At 63.0% G+C, this 21571-nt stretch carries 19 protein-coding genes; 6 read left to right on the top strand and 13 right to left on the bottom strand.

Annotated elements, in window-relative coordinates; all coding sequences use genetic code 11:
* Positions 1–4: 4 nt before the first annotated feature.
* On the bottom strand, positions 5–856 hold the full coding sequence (locus AC3WJP_RS18960; protein WP_493722228.1) for a CAP domain-containing protein: 852 nt from the start codon (positions 854–856) through the stop codon (positions 5–7).
* 32 nt (positions 857–888) lie between these two features.
* Complete coding sequence (gene pdxR / locus AC3WJP_RS18965; RefSeq protein WP_493722229.1) at positions 889–2274, bottom strand: MocR-like pyridoxine biosynthesis transcription factor PdxR; 1386 nt, start codon at positions 2272–2274, stop codon at positions 889–891.
* Between the two features lie 96 nt (positions 2275–2370).
* On the opposite strand from pdxR, the gene AC3WJP_RS18970 reads away from it, so the two are divergent.
* Positions 2371–2802 carry a carboxymuconolactone decarboxylase family protein gene (locus AC3WJP_RS18970; RefSeq protein WP_493722230.1) on the top strand — a complete coding sequence of 144 codons (432 nt, stop codon included), beginning with the start codon at positions 2371–2373 and terminating at the stop codon, positions 2800–2802.
* Between the two features lie 24 nt (positions 2803–2826).
* Here AC3WJP_RS18970 and AC3WJP_RS18975 read toward each other — a convergent pair whose 3' ends face one another.
* The gene (locus tag AC3WJP_RS18975) at positions 2827–3498 is read right to left on the bottom strand and encodes an HAD family hydrolase (RefSeq protein WP_493722231.1); all 672 of its coding nucleotides are present in this window, start codon (positions 3496–3498) and stop codon (positions 2827–2829) included.
* A gap of 106 nt (positions 3499–3604) precedes the next feature.
* Complete coding sequence (locus tag AC3WJP_RS18980) at positions 3605–5263, bottom strand: methyl-accepting chemotaxis protein (protein ID WP_493722232.1); 1659 nt, start codon at positions 5261–5263, stop codon at positions 3605–3607.
* Between the two features lie 493 nt (positions 5264–5756).
* Between AC3WJP_RS18980 and AC3WJP_RS18985 the strand changes: the two genes are divergently transcribed.
* Positions 5757–6713, top strand: a complete 957-nt coding sequence (locus AC3WJP_RS18985) for an AraC family transcriptional regulator (RefSeq protein WP_493722233.1) — start codon at positions 5757–5759, stop codon at positions 6711–6713.
* Positions 6714–6760: 47 nt separating this feature from the next.
* Here AC3WJP_RS18985 and AC3WJP_RS18990 read toward each other — a convergent pair whose 3' ends face one another.
* From AC3WJP_RS18990 to AC3WJP_RS19030, 9 genes are all read right to left on the bottom strand, one after another.
* The gene (locus tag AC3WJP_RS18990) at positions 6761–7522 is read right to left on the bottom strand and encodes an NADPH-dependent F420 reductase (protein WP_493722234.1); all 762 of its coding nucleotides are present in this window, start codon (positions 7520–7522) and stop codon (positions 6761–6763) included.
* A complete protein-coding gene (ygiD, locus tag AC3WJP_RS18995) occupies positions 7462–8271 on the bottom strand; it encodes a 4,5-DOPA-extradiol-dioxygenase (protein WP_493722235.1) in 810 nt (269 codons plus the stop codon). The genes AC3WJP_RS18990 and ygiD overlap by 61 nt, the downstream gene beginning before the upstream one ends.
* A 16-nt stretch (positions 8272–8287) precedes the next feature.
* Complete coding sequence (locus AC3WJP_RS19000; protein ID WP_493722236.1) at positions 8288–10198, bottom strand: ABC transporter ATP-binding protein; 1911 nt, start codon at positions 10196–10198, stop codon at positions 8288–8290.
* 1 nt (position 10199) lies between these two features.
* Positions 10200–11078, bottom strand: a complete 879-nt coding sequence (locus tag AC3WJP_RS19005; RefSeq protein WP_493722237.1) for an ABC transporter permease — start codon at positions 11076–11078, stop codon at positions 10200–10202.
* Complete coding sequence (locus AC3WJP_RS19010) at positions 11075–12145, bottom strand: ABC transporter permease (RefSeq protein ID WP_493722238.1); 1071 nt, start codon at positions 12143–12145, stop codon at positions 11075–11077. Before AC3WJP_RS19010 ends, AC3WJP_RS19005 begins: the two co-directional genes overlap by 4 nt.
* A 30-nt stretch (positions 12146–12175) precedes the next feature.
* Positions 12176–13399, bottom strand: a complete 1224-nt coding sequence (locus tag AC3WJP_RS19015; protein ID WP_493722239.1) for an aromatic ring-hydroxylating oxygenase subunit alpha — start codon at positions 13397–13399, stop codon at positions 12176–12178.
* Between the two features lie 221 nt (positions 13400–13620).
* On the bottom strand, positions 13621–15144 hold the full coding sequence (locus tag AC3WJP_RS19020; RefSeq protein ID WP_493722240.1) for an ABC transporter substrate-binding protein: 1524 nt from the start codon (positions 15142–15144) through the stop codon (positions 13621–13623).
* A 47-nt stretch (positions 15145–15191) separates the two neighbouring features.
* A complete protein-coding gene (locus tag AC3WJP_RS19025) occupies positions 15192–16535 on the bottom strand; it encodes a porin (RefSeq protein WP_493722241.1) in 1344 nt (447 codons plus the stop codon).
* A 147-nt stretch (positions 16536–16682) separates the two neighbouring features.
* Positions 16683–17759, bottom strand: coding sequence for a TauD/TfdA family dioxygenase (locus tag AC3WJP_RS19030; protein ID WP_493722242.1), 1077 nt, complete (start codon positions 17757–17759; stop codon positions 16683–16685).
* 196 nt (positions 17760–17955) lie between these two features.
* Here AC3WJP_RS19030 and AC3WJP_RS19035 point away from each other — a divergent pair, with 196 nt between their 5' ends.
* The 4 genes from AC3WJP_RS19035 to imuA all read left to right on the top strand — a co-directional run bounded on the left by AC3WJP_RS19035 (position 17956) and on the right by imuA (position 21565).
* On the top strand, positions 17956–18954 hold the full coding sequence (locus AC3WJP_RS19035) for a PDR/VanB family oxidoreductase (protein ID WP_493722243.1): 999 nt from the start codon (positions 17956–17958) through the stop codon (positions 18952–18954).
* 26 nt (positions 18955–18980) lie between these two features.
* Positions 18981–20051 (top strand): acetamidase/formamidase family protein, encoded by a 1071-nt coding sequence (locus AC3WJP_RS19040; RefSeq protein WP_493722244.1) that lies wholly within the window; start codon positions 18981–18983, stop codon positions 20049–20051.
* Between the two features lie 234 nt (positions 20052–20285).
* Positions 20286–20900: a transcriptional repressor LexA gene (gene lexA / locus AC3WJP_RS19045; RefSeq protein WP_493722245.1), complete on the top strand. Its 615-nt coding sequence runs from the start codon at positions 20286–20288 to the stop codon at positions 20898–20900.
* A gap of 44 nt (positions 20901–20944) precedes the next feature.
* Entirely contained in the window at positions 20945–21565 is a 621-nt protein-coding gene (gene imuA, locus AC3WJP_RS19050; protein ID WP_493722315.1) for a translesion DNA synthesis-associated protein ImuA, read from the top strand.
* Positions 21566–21571 lie beyond the last annotated feature (6 nt).

Genomic DNA, 21571 nt, shown 5'->3' on the forward strand with positions numbered 1-21571 from the left:
TCAATCACTGCGCCCCCATCATCGCCGTCCAGTAGATCCCGGCATCGCTTTTCGGGTCTGTGGCATAGCCGGCGCCCAATTGGTTGACTCGCGGGTTCATCAGGTTGGCGCAGTGCCCCGGGCTGGCCAGCCAGGCGTCGACTACCTTGCGGGCACTGTCCTGGCCGGCGGCGATATTTTCGCCGATCTCCCTGGCCACGTAGCCGGCCAGCTCGGCGCGGTCGCCCGGCATGTAACCGTCGCGGTCCTTGTGATCGAAGTAATTCTTGTTGGCCATGTCGCGGCTGTGGCCATCGGCGGCGCTGGCCAGTTGCGCGTTCCAGGTCAGCGGGCCGGTGGCGTTGAACGGCTGGCCGCCGCACTGATGGGGCTGGGCACGGGCGCTATTGATCAGGGTCAACAGTTGCTGACCCTCGCTGGCCGAATCCCCCAGCCGTGCGCTGATCAGAGGTCGGGCCAGGACGATGCGCCAGTCACGGTCCTGACGACTGACGCCGATGTCGACGAATTGCGGGTCGAGCACTACCTTGCAGAAGGTCTGCAGCACGGCGGTCATGGCCGAAGCGGCATCGCGCGGGCCGGACAGGCTGATGGCCTGGACATTGACCATCGGATACGCCGCCTTGGCCATGGCCTGCTGCAGATCGCCGACACCATTGGCCGGCAGCACCAGGCGCGGGTCCGCCGACAGCGGCGGTAACTCCGGTGAGGCGCTGTCACCACAGCGTTGCGGCTGACTGCGATAGGCATTGATGGACTCCACCAGCTCGGACTCTTCGCTGGCCAGCGCATTGCCCGCCAGGGCGACTCCGACCGACAGCACGATGCAACGCACAGCGGATGACATGGCACCCATGAACAGTCTCCTCAGGTTGATTGCCGCCTATCTTACAAAACACCACGCAGCCGCGCAGCCACATCGCTGGCCTGTAACGCGTCGGCGACATTGGTGAAACCCATCAGCAGTCCGGGGCAGGGTGGTGCTTGCAGGTACCAGGTCGACAGCGGCTCCATGGACAACCCCACCTCACGCGCTGCAGCGACGATGGCGCGATCATCGCTGCCCGCCGGCAAGCGGGCCAGCAGGTGCATGCCGCTGGCCTGGGCATCGATCTGCAACTGCTCGCCGAATGCATGCTGCAGCGCTTCGCTCAGCCCCTGACGGCGCTGTGCGTAAAGGCTGCGGGTCTTGTTCAGGTGACGGGCGAAATGCCCTTGTTCCATGAACCGGGCCACCGTCGCTTGCAGCAACTGTGGGCAGTGGTTGTGCAGGGCATCGGCGACCTGGGCAAAGCGCTCCACCAAGGCCGGCGGCACCACCAGATAAGCCAGGCGCAGCCCCGGCATCAGCACCTTGCTGAAGGTCCCGCAGTAGAGCACTCGGCCCTTGTGATCGAGACTCTTGAGCGCCGGCAGAGGGCGGCCGTGGTAGCGATACTCGCTGTCGTAGTCGTCCTCGATGATCCAGCTGTTCTGGCGGTTGGCCCAGTCCAGCAGGGCCTGGCGCCGCGGCAGTGACAGCGACACGCCCAAGGGGCTCTGATGGGTAGGAGTGACGAGGGCGCAGCGGGCCTGGGGGGCCGCTCGCAGGCCGGCGTCGACATCCATGCCATGGCCATCGATCGGCACCGGCACCAACTCGATAGCTGCCGCTTGCAACACCCGACGCGCCATGAAATACCCCGGATCTTCGAACCAGCATCGATCGCCACGCTGCAGCAAGGCGCTGCAGATCAACTGCAGACAGGCACGATAGCCGGCGCCGATGAACACCTGCTCGGGCGCGCAGACGATCCCCCGGGAGATGCCTAGATAACTGGCCACCGCCGTGCGCAAATCCGGCAGCCCGCGGGCATCGGGATACACCAGACCGTCGATGCCGCCATGGCGCAGCTCGCGGCTGGCCAGGCGGTTCCAGGTCTTGCGCGGGAACAGATCCAGGGCCGGCAGGCCCATTTGCAACGCCATTGGCGCGCCACCGCCGTGCATCAGCGACGCCATCGGTGGCGGGGCGAGGGCCGGCGCCAGGGTCTGCGCGCTTGCCTGCAACTGCGGCGACACCACGGTGCCGGCGGGGCCGCGCGCCTGTAGATAGCCTTCGCCGATCAGCAATTGATAGGCGCTGTCCACCGTGCCGCGTGCCAGGTTCAGCTCGGCCGCCAAGGCTCGCACTGAGGGTACCCGGTCGCCGGGGCGCAGGCGGCCTTCAGCGATCGACTGGCGAAAGCGCAGATAAAGCTGGCGGTAGACCGGCAGGTCCGCGGAAGTGGGCATGGGGATATGGCCTAGTCGTTATGACAATTCTTGGTTCTACAGGATAGGCCATGACGGCCCTAGACTGGGCACACTTTCTGCCATAGGAGCTTGACCATGAGCCAGTTGCGTTTACCGTTTTCGACCCTTTCCCCGGCTGCCTATCAAGGCCTGCTGGATACCAGTCAAGCCTTGACCGACAGCCCTCTGGGCCAGCCGCTGGTGGAACTGGTGTACCTGCGGGTATCGCAGATCAACGGCTGTGCCTTTTGCCTGGAGATGCACGCCAAGGCCCTGCGCGACAGCGGCATGGCCCAACGCAAACTCGATTGCCTGGCCGGCTGGCGGATCAGCGCGCAGTTCGATCCGCGCGAACGGGCGGCGCTGGCCTGGGCCGAAACGCTGACCCACGTATCGGCGCAAGGCGCGCCGGACGAGCTGTATGAACCCTTGAAGACAGTGTTCACCGAGGCGGAAATTTCCGATCTGACCTTCGCAGTCTCGTTGATGAACGCCTTCAACCGTCTGGCAGTGGGCATGCGCCTTTAAGCCGCTCACTGCCAGGCCGGCGTTTCAGGCCGACTGAGTGCCTTGCATCTGCTCGATCTGCGCCCACAGGCGCGGGTCGTTGTAGTCATCGATCACCAGGTCGGCGCCAGCGGCCTTCAGCGCAGCGGGGCTCTGGGTCGTCGCCAGGGCCACGGTGAAAATCCCGGCGGCCTTGGCAGCGGTCAGGCCCGGAATCGAGTCTTCGAAGGCCAGGCCCACGTGCGCCTCGGCCTTGAGTTTTTCCAGGCCGGTGAGGTAAGGCAACGGGTGCGGCTTGGCATGGGGCAGCTCTTCGGCCACCACCACGCGCGCCAGGCGCTCACTGAAACCCAGGGCCGCGAGCATGTGATCGGCGTTGGCGCGCGGCGCATTGGTGACCACCACCATGCCGATCCCGTGCTGTTCGGCATAGTCGAGCAAACGGCTGGCGCCGGGAATGGGTTCCAGCTGCGTGGCCAGATGACGAAAGCGCGCTTCCTTGCGATCGGCGAACGCCTGGTGCTCGGCGATGCTGCGCTGGGGAAACAGGTTCATGCACATCTGCGCATTGGCGCGCCCCGCGCAGTGTTGCTCGAACTCATGCTCGGTGAACGCGCGGCCGTCTTCTTCCAGCAGCAGTTGCTGAATGGCCACCAGGTGCAGGGTATCGGAATTGGTCAGGGTGCCATCGAGGTCGAACAGCAACGCAGCAAGCATGGGCGAGGATCCATCATGGAAAAAGGGACGCTCATCCTAACAAAGAAAACGGGGTAACGAAGGCGCTTGACACCTTCGTTACCCCGTTATCCTCATGCCGAGGCGATCACACCTTGAAGGTGTTGACCATCTGGCTCAGGTCCAGCGCCAGGCGCGACAGCTCCTGACTGGCGGCGGTGGTCTGGTGGGCGCCGGCCGAACTTTGCATCGACAGATCACGGATGTTGACCAGGTTGCGGTCGACCTCGCGGGCCACTTGCGCCTGCTCTTCGGCGGCGCTGGCGATCACCAGGTTGCGCTGGGAAATCTCGCTGATGCTGCGGGTGATCTCTTCCAGCGCGTCGCCGGCGCCACGGGCTGTCTCCAGAGTGCTTTGCGCCTTGCTGCTGCTGTTTTCCATGGCGCTGACCGCCTGGCTGCTGCCTTGCTGAATGCCGCTGACCATGGTTTCGATTTCCTGGGTCGACTGCTGAGTTCGATGGGCCAGGGCCCGCACCTCATCGGCCACGACCGCGAAGCCGCGCCCGGCCTCACCGGCACGGGCGGCTTCGATGGCGGCGTTGAGGGCCAGCAGGTTGGTCTGCTCGGCGATGGCGCGAATCACCTCCAGCACCTTGCCGATGTCGCGGGTCTGCCCGGCCAGTTTGCGCACCTGCTCGGAGGTGGCTTCGACGTCCTGGTTCATCTGCGAGATGGCACTGACGGTGGCGCTGACTCGCTGCTGGCCTTGCAAGGCCGCGGCCGAGGACTGCTGCGAGGCCTCGGAAGTGGTCACGGCGTTGCTGGCGACTTCTTCGACGGCTGCGGTCATTTCGTTGACGGCGGTGGCGGCCATGTCGATTTCGTTGTTCTGCTGCTGCAGGCCGCGCGAGCCTTCTTCGGTCACGGCGTTGAGTTCTTCGGCGGCGGAGGCCAGTTGCGTGGCCGAGCCGGAGATACGCTGAATGGTGCCGCGCAGGTTGCCTTGCATGGTGCTCAGGGCCTGTTGCAGGCGCGACACCTCGTCCTGGCCATTGACCTCGACGTTTTTGCTCAGGTCGCTGTTGGCCACGTCTTCGGCGACTTTAACTGCCAGGTTCAAGGGGCCGACGATGCTGCGGGTCAGCAGGATGGCGAGCAGGATGGTCAAGGCCGCCACCAGCACCAGCACGCCGATGACCAGGTTGCGGGCTTCGCTGTAGTCGGTTTGCGAGTCGGTCACGGCGGCGTCGGCGCCTTTGCGGTTGAGCTCGATCAGCTTGACCAGAATGGGCGACATCTGATCCGAGTAGGTTTTCAGCTCGCCGTTGATCATGCCGCCGAGGCTGTCTTCCTGCTTGGCCTTGGATGCCGCTCGCAGGCGATCCTGCGCGCCGATGTAGTTGTTGAGGGCCTTGCTCAAGTCGTCGTAGAGGCTCTGCTCGGCGGGGCTGCTGATGGTTGGCTGATAGGCCGCCATCAAGCCGCGTACCTGCTGGGTCAGGGTTTCCAGACGAGCGTCGGCCTTGTCGATGTCGGCCTGGCTGCGGTTGACCTGAATGAAGTAGCTCATGGTCCGAAAGCGCGTGGTGCCGTCGGCGAGCTCGCCAAGGATGCGCGTCGATTTCAGCCAGTTCTGTGCGATGTCGACGGCGTTCTTGTTGAGTTCGGACATCTGTCGCAGGCTCATGACGCCGAGAAACAGCACGAGCACGGCGATGATGCCAAAACCTAGAGTGGCGCGTGTGGCGATGCCGATACTGCGCAATGACATGGGGTTGAGCCTCGATCCGATGGTGATGGTCATTGAGGGTCATATCGGCTGCCAAACCCCCGGCAATAGGGGGCGAAGCAGGAATTTTCGAAATGAATCGGTACAGCAGCGTGAATGCCGCGAGCTAGAGGGGCATAGCTCTGCGCTTCGAGTTGAATCACGGGGGGATCCATTCAGTAACATAGCGCTGATGTGCAGCTATATTTGCCGATTCATACTAGAGCACCTTCAAATGCTATCGCCCCTTCGAGGTGCGCTTTTATCATCCGTCGCGTTTTTCCCTAGGCCGTTTTCTAATGGTGTGGGTGGCATAAAAACTGCAGAGCAGAGTTTGGGTGATTTAGGAACATAGAGCATACGAACTATCGAGCCGAAACTCCATTTCAACTTTCGTTCGCTGATCTGGTCGCTGCAGGCAGCGAGCTACTTCAGAGTCGTCAATAAATTAATTATGGATGTAGGTAAAATTTCACATAAGACCTAAAGCATTCTTCGCCACCTGCGAACGATGCATCAGAGGAAAGATATGAAACCGTGGAAAGTATCGACCGACACATGCCCCATTATCGAACGCGCCAGAATATGGCAACGGGCAATGGACAAGCTATACATGCCGACCTGCAACTACGGTGATGACGTGGCGGAGTTTCGAGGCAGTGTGAATTGCCTCACGACACCGCAAGGTGTTGAGTTTGCTCAGGTCTTCGGATCGCCTCTGCAGTTTTCCGGTAAAAGTGACGACCAGCCCTACACCATATGGCTGGCACTGATCCTGGAGGGAAAATTCTCGTTGCGTTACCGTGACCTGGAATTGCCCGCCCATGAAGGCGATATCATCTATGCGCCTACCGGCCTGGATATGTCGTTGACTGCCAGTTCGGAATTCAAGATCCTGTATGTAAAGATTCCTCCCGACCTCGTCCATTCGCGCATTCTGAATCCGGACCTCGTGGATGTCGGTTATTTGTCCTGCGAAAGTGGTATCAATCGTATCTTCGCTGATATGTTGCGTTCACTCAGCAATAATATCGAAAGTGTCGATCCCACCACGTTGCGGCCCATTGAAATCGCCTTGGCGGAGTTTCTGGTAATCAACCTGACGCAGCAGGCGATCGTGCAGGATTTTGGCGGGACGGCAAAAATGATGCACTACAAACGCATCTGCCAAACTATTGATGCGCAACTGGCGGACCCTGAACTCACGTTAGGCCGGATAGCGGAAACGCAACACGTATCGGTGCGCTACATTCAGAAGCTGTTCGAATCTGCCGGCAGCAGTTTCATCAGCTATGTACGCGATCGGCGCCTGGACCGCTGCCGCTGCGAGCTGGGCAATCCGGAGTACAACCATCTGTCGGTGTCCGATATCTGCTTTCGCTGGGGCTTCAATGATGCGGCGCATTTCAGCCGCGTGTTTCGCAATACGTTCGGTATCGCCCCGCGTGAGTATCGGCGTCAGAAAACTGAAATGGCCACCCTGTAGGGGGTGGCCGTTTTGCACGTCAGACGGTTTGGCTCACGGGTGAGATTTCAACGCGCCAGCCAGGTCGGTGCGATTTGCGTACCCTTGCCGGCGCCGTAGCCCAGGTAGATATTCAGGCCGGCGAGTGGTTCCAGGTAGCGCGCGTTGATCAGGCCGCCGGCATCGACGACGCTATAACCCAGGCTGCTGAGCACTTCGCTCACGGTCTGCTTGGCGGTGGCGTCGTCACCGGCGATAAAGCCACTGGCCTTCACACCGGCGAAATCGGCGCCCTGATCGATGACTTGGGCGAACAGCGTATTGAATGCCTTGACCACCTTGGCGCCGGGCACCAGCTTGGCGATTTCTTCGGCCGCCGAGGTGCTGTAGCCCAAGGTCAGGCCCATGTAGTCGGCGGTCAGCGGGTTGGTCGGGTCGATCACCACCTTGCCGCTCAAGTCGCCAGTGGCCGCGACTATGTCCTTGACGCCATCGAAGTACACCGCCATCACCAGGATGTCGCTGGCCTGCGCGGCTTGTGCCATAGGCAACACCTTGGCGCCATGAGGTGCAGCCACGGCACCGGCTTTTTCCAGGTCACGGCCGCTCACGACGACGTCGTGGCCTGCCTGGGTCAGTTGCTTGGTCAATGCCGAACCGATGTTGCCGTAGCCAAAAATGCTGATTTTCATGAAGTGCTGTTCTCGTGGGTTAGGTTTGGAAGGTGAGCGGCCTGGCGCTGCCGGACCGTTCGATTGCTGCGTGCGGTTCACGGCAGTGCCGAAGGCCACAACGCGATGCTCATCATGCTCAGCGACCCGAGTACGCATTTGGGAGTGATGAACTCCACGGCATCGTCCTTGTGATCGCGAGCGCCCAGTACGTAGAGCACGGGCAGAAAGTGGTCGGCGCTGGGAATGGCACGCTTGGCGTCGGCGCCTAAACTGGCGAACTCGATCAGGTCGCGGTCATTGCCGCTGGCGACGATGTCCAGGCAGCGCTGCTGAAAGCGTTCGGCCCAGTCGTAACCGCTGTCTGCCTGGGCGAAGCTCAGCATGCCCAGGTTGTGCACGACGTTGCCGGTACCGACTATCAGCACCCCTTCATCCCGCAACTGGCGCAGGCGCTCGCCCATTTCGTAGTGAAAGCTCGGTGGCTGGTTCAAGTCCATGCTCAGTTGCAGCACCGGCACCTCGGCGCGCGGATACATATGCACGAGGACCGACCAGGTCCCATGGTCCAACCCCCATTGCTCATCCAGACGCACGGGTAGCGGCGCCAGCAGGCGAGCGATACGCTCGGCCAGCGCGCCATCGCCGGGCGCCGGGTAACGCACGTCGAACAGCGTTTGCGGGAATGCACCGAAGTCGTGAATCGTGCGTGGTTGCGGCATGGCGGTAACGGCCACGCCGCGGGTGTGCCAGTGCGCCGACACCACCAGAATGGCCTTGGGCTTGCCGATGCACTCGCCAAGCTTGCTCCAACTGCGGGTGAACTCGTTGCTCTCAAGTGCGTTCATCGGCGTGCCATGGCCGATGAACAAGGCTGGCATGCGGGTAGAAGGAACAGTCGTTTTCATGGGATCACTCTAATTATCAGAGGGTAGCGGGACGCCAGATGGCGGCCGGGTCGGTGGGCGGCACAGAGGCGATCAACGCTTGCGTATAAGGGTGCTGCGGGTTCGACAGGACCTGCTCGGTGGCGCCGCTTTCGATGACTTCGCCCTGGTGCAGTACCAGCACCTTGCTGCACAGGTAGCGCACCACGGCGAGGTCATGGGAGATCAGCACCAATGAAAATTTCTGCTCCTTGCGCAGGTCCAGCAGCAGATTCATGATTTGCGCCTGCACCGACACGTCGAGGCCAGAGACGATCTCGTCGGCTACCAGAATCTGCGGCATGTCGCACAGGCTACGGCCGATGTTCACCCGTTGCCGCTGGCCGCCGGACAACTGCGTGGGGTAGCGCTCGATGGCCGACGCCGCAAGGCCGACGTCGGCCGCCAGTTCGAGCGCGCGGGCACTGCGTTCACTGTGCAGGTGGGCGCGTGATTCCATGGCCTGGGTAAGCAATCTGGCCACCCGGCGCTTGGGGTTGAGCGCCGCACGGGCATCCTGGAAGATCATCTGGATGGAAGAGATGCGCCGTTGCCAATCCAACGGTCCGAAGCGCAGCGGCTGGGCGTTCAGCGTGATACTGCCGCTGGTGGGCTCTTCGAGTCCCATCAGCAGCCTGGCCAAGGTCGATTTGCCGCTACCGCTGCCACCGACGATGCCGATGAACTCACCCGGCGCGATGCTCAGGTCCAGCGGCTTGAGTACCTCGACCCCCGGCTTGCGCCGAAAACCCTGGCGTTTCCCCGGCCACGTCCTGCTCAGGCCCTTGGCATTGAGTACTTCCTGGCCGCTCATGGCTTGTCCAGGCAGATGTGCGTCGCCCCCTTGTGCGCAGGGCGTCACGGGTTCTATCTGTGCCCAGCGCACGCAGCGCACCCGCTGTCCGTCAGTCAGAGTCTGCAGCGGCGGTGGGCGCTGCCTGCAGAGTTCCACCGCATACTCGCAGCGGTTCTCGAAGCGGCAACCGCCCAAGAGCGGGAACGACTCGATCCCCGGCATTTGCCCAGCGAGTGGCTCGAGGCGCAGCAACGGCCCGGTCATGCCCGGGATCGCCCGGCGCAACGCCTGGGTATAGGGGTGGCGCATGGCGCTGAACACGCGCCGGGCGGGGCCGGATTCCATGATTTCGCCGGCATACAGCACCGCCACGTCGTCACAGGCATGGGTGGCCAGGCCCATGTCGTGGGTCACGAACAGCACTGCGGTGCCGTGCCGTTCCTGCAGGCCGCGCAGCAACGAAATGACGTGCGCCTGGCTGCTCACATCCAGCGCCGTAGTGGCTTCGTCGCTGACCACCAGCGCCGGCAGGCTGGCGAAGGCCATGGCGATCATCACCCGCTGGCACATGCCCCCCGACAGTTCATGGGGATACTGCTGCAGGATCGCCGCGGCCCGCGGCAGGCGCACGTCCTCGAGGGCGAGAATTGCCCTCTCGGGGCATTCCTGAGGGCTGACGCCGATACGCAGCAGGTGCTCGGTCATTTGTTGGCCGATGGTCATCAGGGGGTTGAGCGCCGACATCGGCTCCTGCGGAATGAACGCCATGCGCGCCCCAAGCCATTCGCTGTGGCGTTCGGTGGAGGCCCGGAGCAGGTCTTCGCCAGCGAATTCCACGGTACCCGAGGTGACCTCGAAGCCCTGGGGCAACTGGCGCGAAAGGATGCGCCCGAGCATGCTCTTGCCAGCGCCGGACTCACCTACCAGGCCCAGGGTTTTTCCGGCCGCCAGGCTCAGGCTCAAGTCCCGCAGAACCACACTGTTGCCTGCCGCAGTGCGGGCGCTGACGTTGACCTGGTCCAGTCTCAATACCGGCGTGGGTTGCGGTGCAGGGACAGCGCTGGGCGCCGCAGATGTATCCAGCACTTGCAAAGACAATTCGCTGTTAGTCATTTTAGGCCGCTCCACTGCGCTCAAGCGCTCGCACATCGGTCGCCTCACTCAGGCACTGGCCCAGGAACGTGGCAGCCAGCACGGTCAGGATCATCATCAGCACCGGCAGCAATAGCGGGTAGGGTGAGGAATACATGCTCCCCAGGCCGTCGCTGATCATCGCGCCCCAGGTCGGCGTGGTGGCGCCCACCGACATGCCGGCAAACGACAGCACGCTCTCGGCGACTACGGCGATGCTGACCTCCAGCGCCATCAGGGCGATGAGGCTGGGGACAATGCCGGGCAGCACCTCGCGCTTGATCACGCCATAGGTGCTGGCACCGCTGATCCGCGCGGCGGCGACATACTCGTGGCGGCGGATCACCAGCACCTCGGCCTTGATCACCCGGCAAAAGCGCGCCCAGTCGACGAAGATGATCGCCAGGATCACGTTCTGCAGGCCCGGCGACAGCGCAACCATGAAGATCAGCGCCAGCAACACCGATGGAAACGACAGCCACACATCCACGAAGCGATCGATTGCCCAGTTCAGCCACCCGCTGTGGTAGCCGCCCAGTAATGCCAGCAGGCAACCGACCAGCGCCGCGCCTATGGGGGCGGTAATGGCGATGATCACCACGATACGGGCTCCGTACAGCAGCCGCGACAACACGCATTGGCCCAGGCCGTCGGTGCCCAGCGGGTAGTCCAGGCTGCCGCCATCCGCCCAGAAGGGTGGCAGCAGTACTTCGAGCAGGTTCTGATCATTGGGGGCGTGCGGCGCCAGCAGGGGCACGAACAGCGCCACCAGCACCAGCATCGCGAGGAACCCGGCACTCAGGCAGAAGCTGCGTTTGCGCAGCAGTCGTCGCCACAGGGAAGCAGGCAGGCGGGGGTTCATGGCGCGCTCCTCAGGCGGGGGTTGATGCGTTGTAGCGCCCAGCTGGTGATCAGGTTCACCACCTGCACGGTGATGGCGTACACCACGGCCAGCGCCTGGATGGTTTGCATGTCGAAAGCGCCCAGTGCGCGCAGCATCAGCGCGCCAATGCCGGGCAAGCCGAAAATGGTTTCGATCAACAGGGTGCCGCCGATGATGACGCTGGCCTGTACGCCGATCAGGCTGATGGTGGGCAGCGCCGCATTGCGCAGTGCGTGGCGCAGCAACAGCGGGCGCTCGCCGACCCCACGCAGCCTCGCGGCCTGGATGTAGTCCTCGTGGTAGACCTCGGCCAGACTCGCATGCAACATCCTCGCGATCGGCGTCGCCACGCACAGGCCGAGCGCCAAGGCGGGCAAGGTCAGGTGGCTGATGACGCTGGCGAATGCCGCGAGGTCGCCGCTCAGCAGGCTGTCGATCAGGCTGAAACCGGTGAGCTTGCGGACCTGCAACGCCGCGTCGATTGGGCCGACGAAGGGCAGCCATTGCAGGCCCACACCCAGACTGATGATCAGCAGGATCGCCCACAGATAATCCGGAATCGCGATCATGATGCCGTTCAGCGTCATGATCGCCGGCTCCAGGCGCGTGCCGCGCAAATGAAAGCTCAGCAAGCCACTGCCCACGCCGGTCAGCAAGCCGATGACAAAGCCCGCGCAGAGCAGCTGCAAGGTCGCAGGCAGCGCTTCGAGCACCATCGGGGTGACCGCAGTGCCGGTCTGGATCGACACCCCGAAATCGCCGTGCAGTACCGCCAGCAGCCAGTAGCCGTATTGCACCAGCACTGGCCTGTCCAGGCCCAATTGGTGCGAGAGTCGGGCGATGTCTGCCGCAGTGGCGTTCGGCGGTACCAGCATGTTCAGCGGGTCGACCGGAATGCCGCGCAGGATCACGAACACCACCAGCGAAATGACCACCAGCATCGGTATCCGCCACAGCGCCTGCCTGAGCAGCAGCCAGAGCAGCCGGGCCGGGCGCGCGATGAGCCCGAGGGCAAAGTGCGGTTCTAGGGTGGAGGTTGTGTTCATCAAGGTGACGACTCCCGGTATCGAGCGGACTCAAGTGTTATGCAGGTCGTGCAGCGGGATCAGTTCAGGCGCCAGCATGGTTTTTACCCGCTGCCAGGTGTCCTGATAGCGCGATACGGCCCATTTGTTGAAGTCGCTCTGCGCCTGCTCCTGCCACGAATACCGGCCCCGCACAGCGAAGCGCGAGCGCAGGCCTTTCTGCACTTGCTCGTCGACATGCAAGTCCTGGGCAATGATCTCGGCAGACGCGTGATGGACCATGTCGAGCAAGTGCGCGAAAGCCGGGTCGTTCATCGCGCCTGGGGCACATAGCACGCCGGTGTCGTTGAAGTGGCTCTCGGCGCCATCCGCGCGCAGGATCAAATACATGACCAGGTCGGGGGTCAGTACCAGCGACAGGGTGGGCGGCAGATTGACGAACAGAAAACGCTTGCGCTCCTCCTCGGTCAGTTGCGCGAAAATCGGCAGTACGGCTTTTTGCGTAGGGTTGAAGCTGGCATCGGCGTGCAGCGTGCCGTTGGTGCGGTAGTAGCCGGCGGTGTCGGCGGGCAGGTCATCGGGAAAGCGTGCCAGGCTGCTCGGTGCGAAGTCGTGCAAGGGGCCGTGGTGGAGGCGATTGGCGTGATAGCCGTCGTTGTTGTTCTCCATCATGACTTTCCAGTTCCAGGGGTAGCGTGGCCCGGCTTCCGGCCGTGGGCCTTGGGCGTTGGCCAGATCGTAATGTTCGAGCACCTGGTCCACCGCCCGCAGACGCGGGCCGAGCGGTGCGGCCTCAGCATCGAAGTTGACGAAGATGAAGCCCTGCCAGAGCTCGACCTTCAAGGTGGGCAGGCAGAAGTCCTTGCGGTTGAAGCTTTCGGTCTTGTGCATTTCCGGGGCGCCGATCAACTCGCCGTCGAGGTTGTAGGCCCAATGGTGGTAGGGGCACAGGAACGCCTTGGTATTACCCGTGCCCTCGGCCACCAGCATTGCGCGGTGCTGGCACACGGCGGACATGGCCTTGATCTGGCCGTCGCGATTGCGTGCGACCAGCAGTGGCTCGCCGATGATGGTGGTGGTGAAATAATCACCGGCCTCCGGCACCCAGTCTTCGCGGCCCAGGCACAGCCACTCGTGGTTGAACAGTGCCTCTTTTTCGAACTCGTAGAATTCGTGGTCGGTGTAGCACAGCGGGGGCAAGGTGTCGGCGGCGCTGACGTCGATGGCCGAGCTGCCGAGGCTGGTGAAGAACGCATCCGATTTGAAAGGGGTCATGATCAGGCTCGCAGGTGTTGAGGTGTTGTCTGGCATGGCTTGAAGTCTATCCAGAGGGCTATGTGCGCACTTGAACCGGTGCGCACGAAAACTGGCCTTTAAGCGCATTCGCAAATGCCCGCCGCCCGGTGCAGGCGCAACGGTGCCAAGCATCGCGGTGGCGGACGACGAAATGAAAACGGCCCTGCATTGCAGGGCCGTCGAGTGTCGCGGGGGAGGCCTCAGGCACTCCAGTGCGCGGGCAGCATCCAGCCGTTCTGGTAGGCGGCGTAGTGCAGGGTCTTGGCATGCGCGACGCAGGACACCCCTTGCAGCAATGGCAGGCTGTAGCCTTGCTCGACCACCCAGCGGTTGAAGGCTTTGTATTGCTCGATGCGTTTGGCGTAGTCGAGCTCCACCAGCAGGGGCGAGAGTTTGTCCATCACGTCCCGGCTGCGCCACACCGAAAACGCCGTATCGGCATTCAGGTAGCTGCCGGCGTATAGCTCCGGGTCGGCGGTGGTGTTGTTCCAGAACCACAGCGCCGGCCCTTCGAGGGTGCCGGCCGCCACCGACTGGAAGTACACGCCTACATCGATGGTCTCGAGGCTGGCCTGGATGCCGACCTTGGCCCACATCTGCACGATTGCCCGGGCCATCTGGTTGTCGACCGGGTGTACGCCGCTGGTGGCGAAGAACCTGAAGGTTGCGGGCTTGCTTTCGCTATAGCCGGACTTGGCCAGGTAGGCCTTGGCCTTGTCGACGTCGTAGGGGAACTCGAAGTCGGGGTCATAGCTGGGCGTGCCAGGTGGCGACGGCGCCGACAAAGGCGCCGGCAGGTCGTTGAGCAGCGCCCGTGCCAGGGCTTTCTTGTCGATGGCATGGTGCATCGCCAAGCGCAGGTTGATGTCGTCCAGCGGTGGCTTGTTGAGCATCTGGATCAAGTAGGTATCCAAGGTCACGGTCAGCTCGCTGCTGACATTCGGCAGCTTGCCCAGGCGCAACGCTTCGCGTACCGGCAAGGCGAAGCTGAAGTCGACCTGGCCCGACTGGGTCGCCGAGGCCCGCGAGTTGGGATTGGGGATGATCTGGATGGTGACGTTGTCGAGCGCAGGCTTGCCGCCCCAGTAACGATCGAACGCCTGCAGCACAATACGGTTGTTGCGCTGGTAGTCCACCAGCTTGTAGGGGCCGGAACCCACCGGCTTGGCCAGGAAAGCGTCCATGCCCACGGCGGTGATGTACTTCTTCGGCAAAATGAACGAGCCAGCGAAGCCCAGGTACTGTGGCGCCGTCACGAACGGCTTGGTGAAGCGAATGACCGCGCGGGTCGGCGAGGGCGTCTGGATGCTGTCGATCATGTTCCAGATGTAGCCGAGCTGCAGGGTGTGGTCGGCCTTGAGGCGGTCGAAGAACGTGTATTTGAAGTCGTCCGACGTCAGTGGGTCGCCGTTATGGAAGAACACGTCGCCGCGAAACTCCAGTTCCAGCTCCAGGCCGTCGCTGCCTACCCAGGTGTAGGCCTTGATCACCCCGGCGCCCAGTTGGCTGTCGGGTCCATATTCCAAGGGCTGGTCGAACACGCACTTATGCAGCGAGGTGGCCTGGGGAATGATGCGCGCGGTAGGGTCCCAGCTGGCCACATCGAAGGGGAAGGCCAGGGAGATATCGCGCCCGGCCGCCATGACGTTCTTCACGCCCGCTTGCGCCAGCAGCGCGGCGACTGCACTGAGCGGTACCGCTTTCAACAAAGTTCTACGATGCACTGTCGATTACCTCTGAAATGGTCTGTCAGGTAAATGAAGAACCAGCCTTAAAAGGTGTAAACCATGCCGATCCGTGCGGTGTCTTGCCGGTTGTCGCTGGAATTGTCGAGGTACCAGCCAGCGCCCTGGTTGGCCTTGATGCCGTCCGAAGCCTTCATCAGCGAGTAAGACGCATAGAGCCAGGCCTTGTCCGACAGGTCACGCTTGAGGCCGAATGTCACCTGGTTCCAGTCGTCGTTTTCCAGCGTCGAATGCTGGTAGGCCAATATACCGGTCAGCTTTGCCGCCAGCGGGTAGTAGCCACCAATTTCATAAACGTTCTGCGTGGCTTTTTCGCCGTAGCCTTTGAACGTTGTGCGCGAGGTGTTGCCCACCAGGGTGAACTTGCCCAGTTGATAGTGGCCGCCGATGATCGCCGTTTCCTGATCGACCACCAGTGCGCTGCCATCGAAGTTCAGCGGCTGATCGAGCAGGCTGGTAACGCCGATCTGCAGGTCGGGGTAAATGGCGTTGTTGTCGATACGGATATAGGCGCCCGCCAGGCTCCATGGGCCGGCGAAATAGCTGGCGCCGAAGCTCAGGGTTTTCTGGTCGCCGGTCGATTGGCCCGCATAGCTAGGTTTGTCGGAGCCATACATGATGCCCCACTTGAAGCCACTGAGCGTTGCACTCTGGAACTTGATGGAGCGGTCCACGCGCCAGCCGGAGATGCGGTCGAAGTCGCCATGGTGCCCCGCGTACGTGGTCGCGTAGCCGCCGATGTTGAGTTGGTTCATGTAGTCGTAGATGAAGTCGTATTGACGCCCGAATGTCAGCGCGCCCCATTTGTTCTGCAGCCCCGCGTAGGCCTGGCGGCCCCAGGTGGTGCCGTACTGCGAAGTGGTGCCGTCGCTGAGGTTGAAACCATGTTCGATGGTGAAGATCGCCTTCAGTCCCCAGTCCAGATCCTGCGAGCCGGTCAGCCCCAGGCGGTTGCCCCAGTTGACGCCGTCGCGTTCGTTGGTGCTGCTGTGGCCGCCTTCGTTGCTGACGTGGCTGATGCCGTAGTCGAGTACGCCGTAGAGCCGGACCTTCTCGGTGACCTCGTTGATGATCGCGGCGGTATGGTCGGTTTTCGCCGGCGCCGCAGCCACTTTGGCCTGGCTGACTTCTTCCTTGACGATGCCGCGGATGGCTTCCTTGGTGTCATTGCTGACGGGGGTCGGCGTGGCGGCGACCTGCTGCTGTCTGGCCAAGGTATCGCGAACCACTTGCTCGACGATGGCGCGGATGCGTGCCTCTGCCGCAGGGTCCAGCGGTGCCCCGGCTTCGGCACCGTAGCTCAGCGGCGCGTGGGCGCCGATGGCCAGGGAGCAGACCAGTGCCAGGGTCGAATATTGATTGCGTTGCATAGCTCTACTTCCCCATTTCTCGAAATTGGCTTCATGAAATAAGCAGTGGCTCAAGCAAGGAGAGCGGGGCACGGCTGCGTCGAAAGTCCTGGGGTTGGCTTGCGCATCGTCAGCTCGGTGTGCCTCGGTGGAACGCGGTGGCAGGCCTCAGGTAATGATTCGTGGTACGGCGGCCTGGACGATCCTGAAGTTGCCTTGGCAATCGTCCGCCTGTTCGTCGCGGTGCGAGGCACGGCTCTGCACCACGCTTTTGCCGAAGCCGGCGGTGATCGGGCGCGGCTCGCGCAGGTGCAGCCACAGCCGCAGCAGGTGCCGCCGGCGTTGTGGCTCGGGGTAGTCGGTGAATTCGGTGCGCGAGTGCAGCGCGGCATGGTTGGACAGCCACTGGATATCGCCGGGACGGAAGTCCATTTCGATCGCCATCCCCGGTTCGTAAGTGATGTCTTCGAACAGTGTCAGCAGTTCGCGCTGCTGTTCGGTCAGCCGTGGCACTTCCGGGTAATCCTGCGCGGTGAGGATGTACAGCGAACCGGCGTACATGCTGAACACGCCATCGACGATGCTGATGATCGGCGAGGTATAGGTGTTGCGCGGCGCGGCCGGGTCCTGTCGGCGCCAGTCCCAGTGGAAGGGTTCGAACAGCAACGGCGCGAGGTCGGGACGGCGGGCGAGAATCTCGTTATAGATACCGGCGCCCGATACCAGACACGAGGCTCCCCCTTCCTTCGACGGGCGCAGGCACATCAGCGCGACGACGTCGGAGCTGTCGGAATGGAAGGGCAGCTTGTCGCGGATCGATTTCGACAGGGCGTCGGGGTCTTCGAGTTTCTTGTCGGAGGTGGCGTAGATGTGGTCGATCAGATCCCCCAGCTCGTTCTGGCGCATCGGCTCGCCGATATGCAAACCGAGCACGTAGTAGATCGCTGCGCTGAGCGCATCCGAGTACAGCTGCGTGCGCAAGCCGCGTACCAGCACGAAGCCATGACCTGTTTCCATGCGCTGTTTCCAGTCGATCACGGCTGGCAGGCAGCGCTCCAGAGGGTAGTCGTCGAGCGTGATACGGCGTAGGTCCGGATCATCGTTGACCAGCTGCGCACCCAGGGTTTCGAGCTCCTGTATTTGCCCACTATCCAAGTGGTATATCCAGTCGCCGCCCTTGGCCAGTTCGTCCCCGCGCCACGCTGCCGACGTGGTGACCGGTACCAGATTGATCTGCGTTGCCATGACCCGAAACCTCTGTTGTGCGAACGTTTTTCGTGTCCCGAAACTGTCGCAGCAGCGGCGTGGAGGGTCTTGTCCAGTTGCGCACGAACAGTTGGACGCGCGCCGGGGCACGTCCAACTGTTCGTGCGTGGCTGTCCAAGTTTCCGGGTTTCGTGGCCGTGACAATGTTGCCCAAGTCATCAGTAGGCATTGGCAGATGGAAAATTCGCTTTTTGCGCAGCAACCGGTGGGGCACGCAGAGATCGTCCGGCTGCGCGTGGTCAAGCGCGAGCAGGTCGCGCAACAGGTGTGGATGTTCGAGCTGCTGCCGGTCGACGGTTCGCCCTTGGCCGCATTTGACGCCGGCGCGCACCTGGCATTGCACCTGGGCGCCGGGGTACGTCAGTACTCGCTGTGCAATGGTCCACAGGACCGAGAGGCCTACCGCATCGCGATACGCCGTGAAGCAAGTGGCAGCGGGGTTTCACGCCATTTGTGCGACGTCGTTCAAGAGGGCGACGAGATCGACGCGAGCGGGCCGTTCAATCATTTCCCGCTCCTCGACGCGCCACGGGCGCTGTTGCTCGCCGCTGGCATCGGCATCACGCCGATCCTCGCCATGGCGCTGGAGCTCGACGCCCAGCATCGCCCGTTCGAGTTGCACTACACGGGCCGCAGCCAGGCCGCCATGGCGTTCCTGCAACCACTGCGTGATCGCTTCGCGGCGACTGCCCACTTCTACAGCCCCGACCTGCACGCTGCCAACGCCTCCAGAATGCCTCTCGACCAGATCATCGGCGACCCCGCCCCCGATCTGCACCTCTATGTCTGCGGCCCCAGCACCTTTATCGAGGCCGCCTGCCTGGCGGCCCGCAGCAAAGGCTGGCCGGACACCCACATACATTTCGAACGCTTCCAGGGCGAACGTCCCATCGCCCAGGACGGCGATGCCCCTTTTGAAGTGCAACTGCGCTCCAGCGGCCAACGCATCACCGTGCAGCCCGACGAAACCGTGGCCCAGGCACTGGAGCGCAGTGGCGTCTACGTCAACCTGTCGTGTGGCTCTGGGGTGTGCGGCAGCTGCCGCACCAAGGTGCTGGAGGGCGAAGTCGACCACCGTGACTATTTCTATTCGGCGGCCGAGCAGGCGCGTCACACCGAGTTCACCCCTTGCTGTTCCCGTGCCCGCAGCGCCCGTCTGCTGCTCGATCTTTAAACCACGTCCCCCAAGAGGTATTGCCAATGCACATCAACAAGTCCCTGGCCGCCGGGCGCACCTTCCCCATGCCTGGCGCGCTGCACACGCTGCGTGCCACACCGCAAAACGTTCATTGGGGGTATTTCGACGCGGCGTTGGCGCCGGCGATCAAAGTCAAAAGCGGCGATATCATCCAGGCCGAAGCCATCACCCACCATGCCGGCGACGCTCCGGAACTGATGATGGACGACACCATCTGGCGGTTGTTCAACACCATCCCCGAGGCCGACCGCAACCCCGGAGTACACATCATGACCGGCCCCATCTGGGTCGAGGGCGCCAAGCCTGGGGATATGCTCGAGGTGCGCTACCTGTCGATGACGCCACGCAACCCGTACGGCTCCAATCTGGCCGCCAACTGGGGCTATCTATACGACGAATTCGACCAGACCGAACGCGTGACCATCTACCAGTTGGACAACAACTCCAATAACGCCCGCGCGCTGTACGCCTACGACGTAGCCGAAAAGTACATTACCCCCGGGCGTGTGACCCATTGCCCGGAATGCGATCGGCAGACCACCCTCAATGGCGTGCGCGTGCCCGTGCGCCCGCACCTCGGCACGGCCGGCGTGGCCCCTGACGTGCGCGGCCGGATCAGCACCATTCCACCGGGCTTGCACGGCGGCAATATCGACAACTGGCGTATCGGCGCTGGCTCGACCATGTATTACCCGGTGGCCGTAGACGGCGCGTTGTTCTCGGTGGGGGATCCGCATATTTCCCAAGGCGACGGCGAAATCAGCGGCACGGCGATCGAGTCGTCGCTCAACGTGACGTTCCAGGTGATCCTGCGCAAAGATTTCTTCTTCCCCTCACCACTGCTCGAAGCCGATGACTGCTGGATCGTTCATGGTTTCGACGAAGACCTCAACAAGGCCGTACGCAATGCTTCGCTCGACATGCTGACCTTCCTGACCGAGCAGCAAGGCTTGTCGCGCAACGATGCCTATTCGTTGATGAGCGTCGCCGGTGACCTGGGGATCACCCAAGTGGTCGATACCCGGCAAGGCGCGCACATCCGCATGCCCCGGGGGATATTTCCGGTGGACTGAGGGGTGGATTACCGTTCGAGCCGGAGCGAAGCAAATACCGAAGCAAATACGGGAGGCAGAGTCGGCTCCCGGCTCCCGGCTCGTTCGAGTGACGGCGGTGCCCAATAGCTGAAGAATTGACAGCTTATCGGGCCGATACCGAATGCAAAAATTCAGTTCGTAGTGAACCTGCATCCCGGCTTTTTGTAGCGAACGACCAAAGGCGCTGGTCAAGCAAAACGCAAAAGAGTACAAATGTACTCCATGACGACTCTATCCCCGCGCCGCAGCGCCATTCTCGAATTCATCCGCCAACGCCTGAACGAACAGGGGCAGTCGCCGAGCCTGGCGGAAATCTGCGCAGCCTTCGGCTTTGCCTCCCGCAGCGTGGCCCGCAAGCACATCGTGGCGCTGACCGAGGCCGGCTTCATCGAGGTCCGGGCTGGCCAGGCGCGGGGTATCCGCCTGCTCGATCAGCCACCGCGCAGCGCTTTGCTGGAGATCCCCTTGCTCGGGCGGGTCGCGGCCGGGCGTCCGATCGAGCCGGATGCCCAGATCCACGATCACTTGCTGTTCGATCCACGCATGTTCGTCCGGGCTCCGGACTTTCTGCTGCGGGTAGAGGGCGACTCGATGATCGAAGACGGCATCCTTGATGGCGATCTGGTGGGTGTGCAGCGCCAGGGCGAGGCGCGCAATGGCCAGATCGTGGTGGCGCGGCTCGAAGGCGAGGTCACCATCAAGCGCTTCGAGCGCCGCGCCGAGGGTATTCGCCTGCTGCCGCGCAATCCGGCCTACGCGCCCATCGAGGTCGGCCCGGAACAGGACTTCATCATTGAAGGCATCTTCTGCGGATTGGTGCGGCGATGATCGGCGCGCAGGCGGATAGCGCCATGAACGGCCCGACTGTGCACATGGCCGGTGCCGTCACCAGCCTTGAAGGGTTGCTCGATCAACGTCGGCTGTGGAAAGGCCGTGCGACTCCCAAAGTCAGTGGCCAGCAGCCCACCGGCCATGCAGCCCTCGATGCCGTGCTGCCGAGCGCAGGCTGGCCGGCCTCGGCACTCAGCGAAATTCTGCTGCCGGCCCATGGCTGTGGCGAGTTGCACCTGCTCTGGCCGTCCCTGGCCCGGCTCACCGCCAGTGGCGAGCGTGTGGTGCTGGTGGCGCCGCCCCATGTGCCCTATGCCCCGGCATGGCAGGCCGCCGGGGTCGAGCTGCGGCATCTGTCGGTGATCGCCGCCGAGGGCAAGGATGCCTTGTGGGCCGCTGAACAGTGCCTGCGCTCCGGCAGTTGCGGGGCCGTGCTGTGCTGGCCAGCGCACGCCGATGACAAGGCCTTGCGGCGCTTGCAGGTGGCAGCCGAAAGCGGCCAGACCCTGGCGTTCGCCTGTCGGCCCCAGGCGGCGGCCTTCAATGCCTCACCGGCGGCCTTGCGCCTGATCATCGAACTGCAACCACCGCAGTGGCGGGTGCTCAAGTGTCGCGGCGGGGTCGCACCGGCGGCGCCCATCGCCTGCGATCAGGCCGGGTGAGGCGAG

The sequence above is a fragment of the Pseudomonas sp. GW821-FHT01A09 genome, assembly GCF_058986725.1.

Excerpts from the sequence above, each read along its gene's own strand:
- AC3WJP_RS18960 (WP_493722228.1), bottom strand. The coding sequence starts at position 856 with ATGGGTGCCATGTCATCCGCTGTGCGTTGCATCGTGCTGTCGGTCGGA.
- pdxR (WP_493722229.1), bottom strand. The coding sequence starts at position 2,274 with ATGCCCACTTCCGCGGACCTGCCGGTCTACCGCCAGCTTTATCTGCGC.
- AC3WJP_RS18970 (WP_493722230.1), top strand. The coding sequence starts at position 2,371 with ATGAGCCAGTTGCGTTTACCGTTTTCGACCCTTTCCCCGGCTGCCTAT.
- AC3WJP_RS18975 (WP_493722231.1), bottom strand. The coding sequence starts at position 3,498 with ATGCTTGCTGCGTTGCTGTTCGACCTCGATGGCACCCTGACCAATTCC.
- AC3WJP_RS18980 (WP_493722232.1), bottom strand. The coding sequence starts at position 5,263 with ATGACCATCACCATCGGATCGAGGCTCAACCCCATGTCATTGCGCAGT.
- AC3WJP_RS18985 (WP_493722233.1), top strand. The coding sequence starts at position 5,757 with ATGAAACCGTGGAAAGTATCGACCGACACATGCCCCATTATCGAACGC.
- AC3WJP_RS18990 (WP_493722234.1), bottom strand. The coding sequence starts at position 7,522 with ATGCGTACTCGGGTCGCTGAGCATGATGAGCATCGCGTTGTGGCCTTC.
- ygiD (WP_493722235.1), bottom strand. The coding sequence starts at position 8,271 with ATGAAAACGACTGTTCCTTCTACCCGCATGCCAGCCTTGTTCATCGGC.
- AC3WJP_RS19000 (WP_493722236.1), bottom strand. The coding sequence starts at position 10,198 with ATGACTAACAGCGAATTGTCTTTGCAAGTGCTGGATACATCTGCGGCG.
- AC3WJP_RS19005 (WP_493722237.1), bottom strand. The coding sequence starts at position 11,078 with ATGAACCCCCGCCTGCCTGCTTCCCTGTGGCGACGACTGCTGCGCAAA.
- AC3WJP_RS19010 (WP_493722238.1), bottom strand. The coding sequence starts at position 12,145 with ATGAACACAACCTCCACCCTAGAACCGCACTTTGCCCTCGGGCTCATC.
- AC3WJP_RS19015 (WP_493722239.1), bottom strand. The coding sequence starts at position 13,399 with ATGACCCCTTTCAAATCGGATGCGTTCTTCACCAGCCTCGGCAGCTCG.
- AC3WJP_RS19025 (WP_493722241.1), bottom strand. The coding sequence starts at position 16,535 with ATGCAACGCAATCAATATTCGACCCTGGCACTGGTCTGCTCCCTGGCC.
- AC3WJP_RS19030 (WP_493722242.1), bottom strand. The coding sequence starts at position 17,759 with ATGGCAACGCAGATCAATCTGGTACCGGTCACCACGTCGGCAGCGTGG.
- AC3WJP_RS19035 (WP_493722243.1), top strand. The coding sequence starts at position 17,956 with ATGGAAAATTCGCTTTTTGCGCAGCAACCGGTGGGGCACGCAGAGATC.
- AC3WJP_RS19040 (WP_493722244.1), top strand. The coding sequence starts at position 18,981 with ATGCACATCAACAAGTCCCTGGCCGCCGGGCGCACCTTCCCCATGCCT.
- lexA (WP_493722245.1), top strand. The coding sequence starts at position 20,286 with ATGTACTCCATGACGACTCTATCCCCGCGCCGCAGCGCCATTCTCGAA.
- imuA (WP_493722315.1), top strand. The coding sequence starts at position 20,945 with ATGGCCGGTGCCGTCACCAGCCTTGAAGGGTTGCTCGATCAACGTCGG.